General features: G+C 38.4%; 16 protein-coding genes. 15 read left to right on the plus strand and 1 reads right to left on the minus strand.

The annotated features are described in order from the left end of the window. Positions 1 to 94: 94 nt before the first annotated feature. From IPL24_17205 to IPL24_17225, 5 genes are all read left to right on the plus strand, one after another. Positions 95 to 799: a hypothetical protein gene (locus tag IPL24_17205; GenBank protein MBK8365339.1), complete on the plus strand. Its 705-nt coding sequence runs from the start codon at positions 95 to 97 to the stop codon at positions 797 to 799. Continuing rightward, positions 789 to 1199, plus strand: a complete 411-nt coding sequence (locus IPL24_17210) for a hypothetical protein (GenBank protein MBK8365340.1) — start codon at positions 789 to 791, stop codon at positions 1197 to 1199. Before IPL24_17205 ends, IPL24_17210 begins: the two co-directional genes overlap by 11 nt. A gap of 543 nt (positions 1200 to 1742) precedes the next feature. Beyond that, a complete protein-coding gene (locus IPL24_17215; protein MBK8365341.1) occupies positions 1743 to 2699 on the plus strand; it encodes a hypothetical protein in 957 nt (318 codons plus the stop codon). After that, complete coding sequence (locus tag IPL24_17220; protein ID MBK8365342.1) at positions 2665 to 3093, plus strand: hypothetical protein; 429 nt, start codon at positions 2665 to 2667, stop codon at positions 3091 to 3093. The genes IPL24_17215 and IPL24_17220 overlap by 35 nt, the downstream gene beginning before the upstream one ends. Before the next feature lie 3 nt (positions 3094 to 3096). Beyond that, the gene (locus tag IPL24_17225) at positions 3097 to 3585 is read left to right on the plus strand and encodes a gliding motility lipoprotein GldH (GenBank protein ID MBK8365343.1); all 489 of its coding nucleotides are present in this window, start codon (positions 3097 to 3099) and stop codon (positions 3583 to 3585) included. 182 nt (positions 3586 to 3767) lie between these two features. Here IPL24_17225 and IPL24_17230 read toward each other — a convergent pair whose 3' ends face one another. Next, positions 3768 to 4289 carry a hypothetical protein gene (locus IPL24_17230; GenBank protein MBK8365344.1) on the minus strand — a complete coding sequence of 174 codons (522 nt, stop codon included), beginning with the start codon at positions 4287 to 4289 and terminating at the stop codon, positions 3768 to 3770. Between the two features lie 279 nt (positions 4290 to 4568). Between IPL24_17230 and IPL24_17235 the strand changes: the two genes are divergently transcribed. The 10 genes from IPL24_17235 to IPL24_17280 all read left to right on the plus strand — a co-directional run bounded on the left by IPL24_17235 (position 4569) and on the right by IPL24_17280 (position 12018). Continuing rightward, a complete protein-coding gene (locus IPL24_17235; GenBank protein ID MBK8365345.1) occupies positions 4569 to 6035 on the plus strand; it encodes an insulinase family protein in 1467 nt (488 codons plus the stop codon). Positions 6036 to 6053: 18 nt separating this feature from the next. Continuing rightward, the gene (locus IPL24_17240; protein ID MBK8365346.1) at positions 6054 to 6851 is read left to right on the plus strand and encodes an insulinase family protein; all 798 of its coding nucleotides are present in this window, start codon (positions 6054 to 6056) and stop codon (positions 6849 to 6851) included. Positions 6852 to 6946: 95 nt separating this feature from the next. Beyond that, positions 6947 to 7594 (plus strand): insulinase family protein, encoded by a 648-nt coding sequence (locus IPL24_17245; protein MBK8365347.1) that lies wholly within the window; start codon positions 6947 to 6949, stop codon positions 7592 to 7594. 434 nt (positions 7595 to 8028) lie between these two features. Further along, the gene (locus IPL24_17250; GenBank protein ID MBK8365348.1) at positions 8029 to 8874 is read left to right on the plus strand and encodes an acyltransferase; all 846 of its coding nucleotides are present in this window, start codon (positions 8029 to 8031) and stop codon (positions 8872 to 8874) included. A 259-nt stretch (positions 8875 to 9133) separates the two neighbouring features. Then, positions 9134 to 9451: a transglycosylase domain-containing protein gene (locus IPL24_17255; protein ID MBK8365349.1), complete on the plus strand. Its 318-nt coding sequence runs from the start codon at positions 9134 to 9136 to the stop codon at positions 9449 to 9451. Further along, positions 9423 to 9557, plus strand: a complete 135-nt coding sequence (locus IPL24_17260; protein ID MBK8365350.1) for a transglycosylase domain-containing protein — start codon at positions 9423 to 9425, stop codon at positions 9555 to 9557. Before IPL24_17255 ends, IPL24_17260 begins: the two co-directional genes overlap by 29 nt. Further along, the gene (locus IPL24_17265) at positions 9521 to 9784 is read left to right on the plus strand and encodes a transglycosylase domain-containing protein (GenBank protein MBK8365351.1); all 264 of its coding nucleotides are present in this window, start codon (positions 9521 to 9523) and stop codon (positions 9782 to 9784) included. Before IPL24_17260 ends, IPL24_17265 begins: the two co-directional genes overlap by 37 nt. Before the next feature lie 22 nt (positions 9785 to 9806). Then, positions 9807 to 10010 carry a hypothetical protein gene (locus IPL24_17270; GenBank protein MBK8365352.1) on the plus strand — a complete coding sequence of 68 codons (204 nt, stop codon included), beginning with the start codon at positions 9807 to 9809 and terminating at the stop codon, positions 10008 to 10010. A 148-nt stretch (positions 10011 to 10158) separates the two neighbouring features. Continuing rightward, the gene (locus tag IPL24_17275; GenBank protein ID MBK8365353.1) at positions 10159 to 11307 is read left to right on the plus strand and encodes a hypothetical protein; all 1149 of its coding nucleotides are present in this window, start codon (positions 10159 to 10161) and stop codon (positions 11305 to 11307) included. Positions 11308 to 11319: 12 nt separating this feature from the next. Then, the gene (locus tag IPL24_17280; GenBank protein MBK8365354.1) at positions 11320 to 12018 is read left to right on the plus strand and encodes a CoA transferase subunit A; all 699 of its coding nucleotides are present in this window, start codon (positions 11320 to 11322) and stop codon (positions 12016 to 12018) included. Positions 12019 to 12029: the final 11 nt, after the last annotated feature.

A 12029-nucleotide genomic window follows, 5' to 3' on the forward strand; every position in this document is an offset into this window, starting at 1 on the left:
AACTTCTTGAATTACCTGCTACTACCTGCCATTTAAGTCAATAAATATTCCTGCAAATACTATAACGGTTAAAACAAAAAACTATTTTTACACAGTGAAATTTGAGGAAGTAATCGGACATACTGATGTGAAAAAAAGGCTTATTCACTCTGCTCAGGAGAATAGAGTGAGTCATGCTTTGCTGTTTCTGGGACCTGAAGGTGCCGGTGGTCTTCCCCTTGCCAATGCGTTTGCGCAGTATCTGGTGTGTGAAAATCCGGGCCTTGATGATTCATGCGGAAGTTGTTCTGCGTGTAAGAAAATGGAAAAGTATGTTCATCCGGATGTTTCGTATACTTTTCCTGTAGCTTCGAAAGAAAAAATTAAAGAACCGAAAAGTGTTGACTTCATTGAACAATTTCGCAAAGCAATAATCGACCAGCCTTATCTCAGTTACATGAACTGGATGGAGAATGCAGATCTGGATAACAAGCAAGGAATTATTTCTGTTCATGAAAGTGCAGATATCATGCGCCGACTAAATCTCAAAGCAGTCGAAGCTCCATACAAAATTGTTATCATCTGGTTGCCTGAGAAAATGAATGATCCAGCAGGAAATAAATTATTGAAGATCCTTGAAGAACCACCTGAGCGCACACTTTTCTTTTTGGTTTCAGAAAATTACGAAGGTCTCCTAACAACTATTATTTCCCGCACGCAGCTTGTCAAAATTAATCGAATCAGTGAAGAAGATATGCTTGCTGAATTGATCAACAAGCACGGAATCGACAAAGCCACTGCCCGGCATTTTGCATCATAAATCAAATGGAAGTTTTTCTGAAGCGCTGCAATTGATTGATCGTGCTGAAGAACGTGCAAATTTTGAGAAAGATTTTATTAGCTGGATGCGTGGATGCTATCAGTTAAATCTCAAAGTCATCAATGAACTTACATTAAAATTAAACGATCTTTCCAGGGATGAACAAAAGGAATTTTTAACTGACAGTCTTGATAATATCCGTGAGTGCCTGCTCATCAATTATGGTAACCGTTCATTACTCCGTCTTGATGGAGAAGAGTTAACTGCCATTGCCCGACTTGCTCCTTTTATTCATATCAATAATGCAGAAGAGTTGATCGAAGAATTCAACAAAGCCATTTTTCATATATTGATCGCAATGCAAATTTTAAGATTTTATTTTCTGATCTGTCGTTTATAGTGCATAGGTTGATTAGAGTAGAGCGTTGAATTAAAGATGGCAAGGTTCTGTCATTTCCACACCTCAATCTCAATTCCACATTTAGTAAAGTCAGTTTGAGTTTGAAGTGCGGAGTGTGTGGAAGCAATTGTCTCTTATACTACTCTTATACTAATTTACTCATATTGGCTCTTATTAACCGCTGACTTTCAACTAAATACCACCATTACTTATATTACTTCCTAATTCCCCAAAATTGCTAATTTTGCATGTTATTGACAAAAATCATATGGCTTGTAAATCGTGTAGTACGGGAAAAGATGGGGCTCCAAGCGGGTGTCGGAGTAATGGCACTTGTGGAACCGGCGGCTGCAACAAGCTAAACGTTTACAATTGGCTTTCAGATATGGTACTGCCTTCGGGGCAATCGCCATTTCCAATTGTTGAAGTTCGTTTTAAAGGGAGTCGCAAAGAATTTTTACAAATAAAGATAACGTTGAATTAAGAGTAGGTGATCTTGTTGCTGTTGAAGCAACTCCCGGTCACGACGTTGGTGTTGTTTCGATGACAGGTGAATTAGTACGTTTTCAATTACGCAAAAAAGGTGTAACGGAAGATTCAGATACTATCAAAGCTCTTTATCGAAAAGTCAAACAATCAGAATTAGAAAAGTATAACGAAGTTAAAGATAAAGAAACTGCTACGCTTTCCCGTTCACGTGAGATCATCCAGTCACTTAAACTTTCAATGAAGTTAAGTGATATAGAATTTCAAGGTGATGGAAAAAAAGCAACTTTCTTTTATACTGCTGATGACCGCGTAGATTTTCGTGAGCTGATAAAAAAACTTGCTGAAGAATTCCGGATTCGTGTTGAAATGCGTCAGATCGGAATGCGTCAGGAAGCAGGTCGTTTAGGTGGTATTGGTGTTTGTGGAAGAGAACTGTGTTGCTCTACATGGCTGACAGATTTCAAAACTGTTTCAACAAGTACTGCACGCTATCAGAATCTGGCACTTAATCCTGCGAAACTTGCAGGGCAGTGTACTAAACTTAAGTGTTGCCTTAACTATGAATTAGATTCATACGTTGATGCATTAAAAGATTTTCCATCGACAAATATAATTCTGGAAACAGAAAATGGAAGAGCTTTCCATCGCAAGACAGATATTTTCAAACGATTGATGTGGTATGCATATACAATCGATGAGAAAAAAGAACAACGCGAATTAAGTGAAGGTGGAGTTGGTGGTAACTGGGTCATGCTTTCTGTCGATAGAGTTAATGAAGTAATCAATCTGAATAAAGAAAAAATTAAACCTACTGACCTGGCTCTTCCGGTTGAAGTAGAAATTGATATCGCTCCTGATTACGAAAATGTTGTTGGACAAGATCGTATTGACCGGATGGATAAACTGAAGAAGAAAAAGAAGAAGAAGAAAAAAGTTGGTGGTGAAATGAATGCCGGACAAGCAGGAGGTCAACCAAATGCTCCCGCGTCCGCAAGGGAATGCGCCGGGTAAGCCACAAGGAGGACAGCCAAATCAAGGCAATCCGAATCAGAAGCAAAATCCAAATCAAAACCGGCCGCAGAATCAACCTCGTCCTCAGCAGAATCAGCAAAAGCCAAACGCTCCGCAGCAAAATCAGCCGAAGCCGAATGCTCCGCAACAGAATCAGCCGCGTCCGCAAAATCAAGGTCAGCGTCCGAATAATCCGAACCAGAATAAGCCTCAGCAAAATAATCCTAATCAGAATCAGGCACAGCGGCCAAATAATCCACAGCAGAATCAACCTAGGCCACAGAGTCCGCAACAAAATGCTGCTCCTACTTCTCAACCTTCTGCTGATCCGCAACCGAACAGAACAAATAGAGTTCCTCGTCAACCACGACCGGATAAACCGGCAGATCAATAACGGATGAATCTCAAACTTCCATTCAAAAAGTATTTTTCATATTTATTCATACTCGTTGCATTGCTTTCGCTTTCATCGTGCGATCGCAATGTTGTTTTTGAAGACAATGTAAAACTTCCTGAAAATCGGTGGGAACAAAATAATGCTGTTCAGTTTACAGTAGACATTCAGGATACAATTTCATCGCATAATCTTTACATCAATCTGAGAAATGCCGGCGGATATCAATTCAGTAATATATTTTTATTTTTCACTACCACATCGCCATCAGGAAAAATGGAGCGCGATACTTTAGAACTTACTCTTGCTGATGCCAGTGGTAAATGGTTAGGCGATGGTATGGGTGATATCTGGGACAACCGCCAACTTTTTAAAAGAGGATTTCGTTTTCCTGAATCCGGTAAATATATTTTTCAGTTAGAACAAGCAATGCGTATTGATCCTCTGCCACAGATTATGGATGCAGGGATTCGGATTGAGAAAGCAAATTAGATTTTATTTTTGGAGTGAAGTTTTATTATGGCAGCATGTGCTAATGCTGAAAATTTCTGATTTTGTAAAGTATGAAAAATAAAACACTTAGATCACTAAGTTTTTAGCACAAGAGCACAAGTGAAACTACGGATCATTATGTGTTCTTTGACGAATTTTAGTGAACTTAGTGTTTACATTTTTTATATCTTAATACTACTAATTGATTTCCTCATTCGATACATCCAATAAAGCAATCCAATAATTATCAAAAACAAAAAAACAAAATAAAACTTCATTCGTAATACAAGCTTTCCCAGATACTTTTTTTCTTTCTCGAGTTTATCATTTTGTGAAAGTGTTACTTCGTTTACTTTAGACAAATTATCTATTCTTTCCTGATATCCACTTACATCAAACGACATTGTAGTCTTTTCAAAATTCTTTGTATCGATAACTCTTTCCAGTGAATTCATGATCTTATTGTCAATCGAAACAATTTCCTGAAGCGTCGCATGGCTTTCGCGCATGTCGTTCTTTGTTCGGTTCCCAAAAAAACCGCTTTTCTTTTTTGTTGTCTGACTATAATTATCAAATAACTTTTGTCGCTCCTGCAAAAGTCCAAAAAGTTCTTTACGCGCTGCCATGCGTTCGTCAGCATAAGAATTGTCAGGCAATCCGATTAGCAGCATTAAACAGGTAATGACGATGGTTCTTAGTTTCATGATATTTATCTTGATGCAAATCTAATTCATGTGATTGGGAATTCCTGCACATAATTCAACGAATTGAATTGGTTAAAATGGGGAATATCAAATCCACTATTTTATTCTCCCTTTTCTAATAAGATTCGCCATTGGAAGGCTTTGTACGAATGACCTTTGACCCTTGCCCTTTGACCTGTGCTAACCAAGTGGTTTGCAGCCAAAGAAACTCTTAACAACATGTTAAATCCTTTATTTATTTCAATGAAAACGATACTTTCGCATACCAATCAATAGCACATGAAAACAAATCGAATAGTCACCGGAAGCATTGCCTTCCTGATGCTTTTCACCGGGTCAAATGCTTTTTCTCAAGACAAAGCTAAACCAAGACCAAAAAGTGAGCCCAAAGCTACAACCACTCCCCAACAACAGTCAAAATTAGTTCCGGCTCATGCACAAGAAGAACCGAAGACTATGACACCACCGGAGAAAAAGATTTTCCCGTATCCAATTCTTCAGACGAAACTTGAGAATGGATTAAATGTCGTTACAGTTCCTTATCAAAGTCCGGGAATCGCTGCGTTTTATATTGTTGTACGTACAGGTTCACGAAATGAAGTTGAACCAGGACACACCGGTTTCGCTCACTTCTTTGAACACATGATGTTCAGAGGAACGGATCTTTATCCCAAAGATAAATATGGCGCTGTGCTGAAATCGACAGGCGCTTCTGCAAATGCAAATACCAGTCTTGACAGAACACTTTATCACATGACCGGTGATGCAAACAAACTAGAAACAATGTTCATGCTTGAAGCAGATCGTTTTCAAAATCTGAAATATTCTATTCAGGATTTTAAAACAGAAGCCGGAGCAGTGAAAGGTGAATACACAAAAAATTCGGCTAACCCTTACACCAAGCTGAATGAAATGATTCAGAACACCGCTTTTGAAAGTCATACATATAAGCATACAACAATGGGCTTCTTCGAAGACATCGTAGATATGCCAAATCAATATGATTACTCAATCGAATTCTTCAACCGTTATTATCGCCCTGAATATTGCACGATCATAGTTGTAGGTGATGTTACTGCACAAAAAGTAAATGAACTTGCAAAAAAATATTTCGGAGCATGGAAAACGGGAACATATGTATCAACTGTTCCTGCAGAACCTACGCAGAAAGAAACAAAATATACTAACCTTCAGAAAGAAGGATTCCCACCTTACTTAAGTCTGAATTATAAAGGCCCGGGTTACGATCCGAAATCAAATGATTTTCCTGCGCTGGATCTTCTTTGTGCTGCATACTTCGGTGAAAATTCTGACTTGTACAACAAACTTGTAATACAGGAGCAAAAAGTAAGATCAATCGGTGCTGATTCTTATACAACTCGTGATCCTTATCTGATCTCTGTTGAAGCGTCTTTAGTTGATGCTGCTGACTTTGGTTATATCCGTAAAGAAATGGAAAGAGTGTTGGAAGAAGCAAAATCTAAACCAATTGATGGTAAGATCCTTCAGGAGACAAAAATGAATTTCAGAAATTCAGCGATCATGTCAATTGATAATCCAACAGCAATCGCTCAGAACTTAAGTCACTTTACATGGGTGAGTGGTGATCCGGAACAACTTAATTCGTATTTCAGTATGTACGACAAAGTTACTCCGCAGGATATTATGCGTGTCGCGCAGAAATATTTTTTGCCGCAACGATTAACGATCGGTACAATTGCACCAACAGAGAAAGCAACATTCTAATCTTACACACGAATCATCATGAAAAAAATAATTATAGCAGGAATGTTTCTGATCTGCTTCGTTGCTGCAAGAGCACAGGAGATCGTACAACTTCCAATTCCCAAATCGGGAAAAGTTACCCTTCGTTATATGTTCCGAAACGGATCAATATGTGATCCTGCCGGTAAAGAAGGTCTTACAAGTATTACAACAGATATGATCGTTGAAAGCGGCACTTCAAAAATGTCTTCTACCGACATTCGCAAAATGATCTACCCTTGGTCTGCAAGTATGAGCAGTTCAACTGATAAAGAGGTTGCAATCATTTCGTTTCAGGTACCATCACAGTATCTTGACGAATTTTATACAAAAGTGGTACGTGAATTATTACTGCATCCGTCATTCACTAAAAGCGATTTCGATCGTTTACTTTCTAATCAACAGAATTATGTAGAGCAGGTAATCCGTCAATCGTCGGATGAGGAATTGGGAAAAAAATATCTCGAGTCATTCATCTTCCGTGGTACTCCTTATGCTCAGTTGAATGAAGGTAATGTTGCAAGTGTAAAAACACTTACAGTTGAAGATGCAAAAAAGCAATATCAGGCTTACTTTACAAACAGCAATGTGCTCATTGGAATTGCGGGCGATTATCCTCTGTCGTTTGTTACGAAAGTAAAAGCAGACGCCGGACTTTTATCAGTATCAAAACCAAATTTGCCACAGATCAGTATGCCGGCTCAGCCAAAAGGTTTAACGGTTGAAATTGTTTCTAAAAAAAGGGGCATTAGGTTCTGCTGTTTCTGCAGGTTTCCCAATGAACATTACTCGTTCTAATGATGAGTTCGCGCACTTATGGTTGCAAACAGCTGGTTAGGTGAACACAGAAAATCATATTCAAGATTGTATAAAAAATCCGCGAAGAACGTTCAATGAACTATGGTGATTACTCTTACATTGAATGGTATGAGAATGGTGGAGGTAATATGTTGCCGCCATCAGGAACTCCACGTTCTTTAAATTATTTCAGTATCTGGCTGCGTCCGGTGCAAACTGCGAAAGGTTTGAAAGGACAATATAAAGAACTCGATAGTATTAAGATCGGTCATGCACATTATGCGATCAGAATGGCTATCCGTGAAATGGATAATCTGATCAGGAATGGTTTGACAGCAGAAGATTTCGAAGCAACACGTGACTTTCTGAAAAGCTACAGCAAACTTTACATTGAAACGCCTTCAAGAAAATTAGGATATATGATGGATTCTAAATTCTACGGAAGAAAAGACTGGATCAATGAACTCGATGCTCTGCTCGCAAAACTTACACTTGCTGATGTAAATAATGCTATCAAAAAATACTGGCAGGTTCAGAACATGGATATAGTTATTGTTACTGACGAATCAGAAGTAAATAATCTTGCAGAAAGTCTGCGTGCCGGGACAGTTTCTCCGATGTCATATTCCGACAACCTTAAAGCGACTCTTCCTAAAGTGATTCTTGAAGAAGATGATGTAGTAGCGAAATATCCGCTGGAAGTTCGTGAAGTGAAGGTGGTGAAGATTGAAGATACGTTTTGAAGTAAATCTTTTAAAGAAGTCAAAGGTAAAGGGTCAAGGGTCAAGCGGGTTTACGTTGACCCTTGACCCTTTCTTTTTTGTTGTGATAGGGTTAGTGTAAGTTGAAATGCCTTTGAATAATTCACAAATAATTTCTATATTTGAAAAAGCTACATTGCTTCAATCAATTGTCTGAAACGAGAACAGTTTATTTTCCGGGCCTTAATGGAGTAAGAGCAATTGCTGCATTGGTTGTTGTCTTTTCTCATATAACCATAGCCTTGAAAAGTTTGATCTGGATCCTTTTATATTTGGAACACTTGCAAACGGAAAATTAAAGTCACATTGATGTCCGAATTCGGCGTTACAATGTTCTTTGTATTGAGCGGGTTTTGATCACTTACCTTTTGCTCGAAGAAAAAAGCAAAGCTAAGATTCAGATCAGAAAATTTTATATGAGAAGGATCTTACGGATCTGGCCTCTGTATTATATTTATCTCATTGGCGCTTTGGTCACCTTAATAGTAATTGGAATTCCTATCAATGGAACTTCGCTTTTAGAATATATTTTCTTTGCTTCTAATATTCCATTTATTTATGCTCGTCCGATACCGTTGCTTGAACATTACTGGTCACTCGGAGTAGAAGAACAATTCTATTTATTCTGGCCATGGATCGTCGCAAAAGCAAAATCCCTTAAAACAGTGTTGATAGCATTGGTAGTATTTATGCTGGCAGGAAAATTTTATTTTCACATATTTCATCCGGGATCTATTCATGATATGTCGTTCACAATAACTCGTTTTCATTGTATGATGTTCGGAGCTATTGGAGCAATTTTATACAGAGAAGAAAATAGTGTTTTTTTAAGATTGGTTGATAATAAATTAATGCAGTTTATTTCCTGGCTTGTCATTTTCCTGTCGTGTGGAAGTTTTATCAATTTACCAGTTGTAATTAACAATGAAGTTATATCTGTATTTGCTCTGTTTATTATTGTCGGTCAGGCTAACGTTAAAAACAGATTGATCCCACTTGAAAACAGAACCTTTGATTTCTTAGGTAAGATCTCTTACGGAATTTATGTGATTCATCCATTGATGATTTTTTTCGCAGAAAAAATCATAGTTAAATTTTCAAAGTTTGAAGTCATAAACTATTTAACTGTCTACTTAATAATCGTTGCATCAACGATCACGCTCGCTTACGTTTCATACAATTACTTTGAGAAATACTTCCTGAATCTGAAGCACAAATTCGAAGTGGTCAGATCTTCGAATTCTAAAACAATTTCCGCTTAGCATTCCAGACGCTATTAACTATCTACTGTTATAAATTGCCTTTCTCCCACTAAGCTCTGCCTTTATTTTTGGTATCTTCGGACCTTCTATTACGTTTAGGAGTCAGAAGGGCATTGTAAGTCGTTAAATATCAATTAGATGTATTTGCGATTTTTCAAAGTAGAATTCAATTAACTTCGCTGACCAGCGTTCATAGAATCACAACCACCCCGGTTTAAATATGCCTAAATCAAAGCCCTCCTTTAGTAAATATATCCGCTTGTTTTGGATATTGGTTTCTTTGCCTTTCATCTTTGTCATCTTCGTACTTTTTCTCGCTTCAAAAGGTTATATCGGCGAAGAACTTCCAACATTCGAAGATCTGGAAAACCCGAAAAGTAATCTGGCGTCTGAAGTTTTGTCAAACGACATGAATGTTATCGGTAAGTACTACATCCAAAACCGGACGAACGTACATTACTATGATCTTTCACCGAATCTTGTCAATGCATTGAAAGCAACAGAAGATATCCGTTTCGAAAATCACAGCGGAATAGATCTGCGTGGTTTTGATCCGGGTCGTATTCAAAGCAGGTAGCGCCGGCGGAGGAAGTACGTTAACGCAACAGCTTGCGAAAAATCTTTTCACGAAAAACCAAAAAGTAAAATGGATCGTGTTATCCAGAAAATTCAGGAATGGATAATTTCAATTCAATTGGAACGCCGTTATACGAAGGATGAAATTCTTGCAATGTATCTTAACACTGTTGAGTTTAGCAGTAATGCTTTTGGAATTAAATCTGCAACACAAACTTATTTTGGAAAATCACCGGATCAACTGAACATACAGGAATCTGCTGTGCTAGTCGGTATGTTACAGGCTCCAACAAAATTTAATCCTGCCCGTAATCCGAAAAAATTCTCTCGCTAGAAGAAATATCGTTCTCTCACAGATGAATAAATACAATTTCATCAATGATCATCAGTACGATTCAATCAAAGCACTTCCTACGAAACTTAAGTATCAGATGGAAGATCATAACTTCGGACTGGCAACTTATTTCCGTGAAGTACTGCGAACGGAATTATTGGCATGGTGTAAAGAACATATTAATAACGCTACCGGAAACCTTACAATCTCTATACTGATGGATTGAAAATTTATACTACCATCAATTCAAAAATGCAACGCTATGCCGAAGAAGCTATGCGCGAACACATGAAAGAGATCCAGAAAAATTCAATGAGCACTGGAAAGGAAAAGCACAACCATGGGATGAGCATCCGGAAATTATTACTGATGGAATGAAAAAAACAGATCGCTATATTGCTATGAAAGCAGCAAAGGCAAGCGATAAAGAAATCGATAAGGCATTTAAGAAAAAAGTAAAGATGACGATCTTCACCTGGAATGGTGAAGTTGATACAACGCTTTCTCCACTTGACAGTCTGATATATTACAAGAAATTTTTGCAATGTGGTTTTATGTCAATGGATCCTATCAGTGGCGCAGTACGTGCCTGGGTAGGAGGGAATGATTACCGTTATTTCAAATACGATCACGTTAAAGAAGGAAAACGTCAGGTAGGATCAACATTCAAACCATTCCTATATACGCTTGCAATGCAGGAAGGATATTCTCCTTGCTATAAAATTCCAAACGTAAGAGTAACTTTCGATCTGCCTACCGGAGAGCAATGGTCACCTGTTAATTCGAATGCAGAATACGGCGGAATGCTTACGCTGAAAGAAGGTTTAGCAAATTCAGTGAATACTATCTCTGCTTATCTGATGAAACAATTCGGTCCGCAACCGATGATCGATATTGCACGCCGCATGGGAATTACATCTCCTATCGATCCCGTTCCCGCAATTTGTCTTGGTACACCCGACGTTTCTGTTTATGAAATGGTAGGAGCATATTCTACTTTTGCCAATAAAGGTGTATGGACACAACCTGCTTATCTGATGCGGATTGAAGATAAGAACGGAAACGTGCTTCAGGATTTTGTTCCAAGGAAAGTTGAAGCGATCAATGAAGAAACTGCATACTTAATGTTGAACCTGATGCAAGGTGTTGTTCAGTTCGGTACTGGCGCACGTTTACGTGGTCAATATAAATTTTCAAATGCAATTGCAGGAAAAACCGGAACAACTCAAAATCAAAGTGACGGATGGTTCATGGGTATTACTCCGGATCTTGTATCCGGTTGCTGGGTTGGAGCAGAAGATAGGATTGTTCATTTCAGGACAACAGAACTAGGACAAGGAGCACGGACTGCAATGCCTATATGGGCATTATATATGCAAAAAGTGTATGCAGATAAAGAACTCAATTTATCTAAACGTGAATTTACCCCACCTTCAGAAAAATTGAACGTTGAACTAAATTGTGATAAGTATGTTCAGCCGGGATCAAGCGGAGGAGATGCATTTGATAAAGATAATTTCTAATTAAGTAGTACAATGAACAAAGTAGTAGCAAGTGCTGAAGAAGCTATCCGCGACATGCGTGATAATATGACAATCATGGTTGGTGGTTTTGGTCTGTGCGGGATTCCTGAAAAAACAATTGCCGCAATGGTGAAAAAAGGAATTCGCGGATTGACTTGTATCAGTAACAATGCAGGTGTTGATGATTTTGGATTGGGACTATTGTTACAATCAAAGCAGATAAAAAAAATGATCTCTTCTTATGTAGGAGAGAATGCTGAGTTCGAAAGACAAATGCTTTCCGGTGAACTGGAAGTTGATCTTATTCCGCAAGGAACATTGGCAACACGTTGTCTTGCTTCAGGATATGGTATGCCGGCGATTTTTACCGCTGCCGGAGTAGGAACTGAAGTTGCAATCGGTAAAGAAGTCCGCAATTTTAATGGCAAAGATTATCTGATGGAAATGGCATTCGATGCCGACTTTGCAATCGTGAAAGCATGGAAAGGTGATGCTCATGGTAATTTAATTTTTCACGAGACAGCCAGAAATTTTAATCCCCTTATGGCTATGGCAGGCAAGATCACAGTTGCGGAAGTTGAAGAACTTGTTCCGGCAGGTGAACTTGATCCTAATATGATTCATACTCCCGGTATTTATGTGCATCGAATCTTCAAGGGCGAAAATTACGAAAAGCGAATTGAACAGCTTACAGTAAGAAAGAGAAACTAACAGCACCATTT

The sequence above is a fragment of the Bacteroidota bacterium genome, from assembly GCA_016711505.1.
Taxonomy (GTDB): Bacteria; Bacteroidota; Bacteroidia; order AKYH767-A; family 2013-40CM-41-45; genus JADKIH01.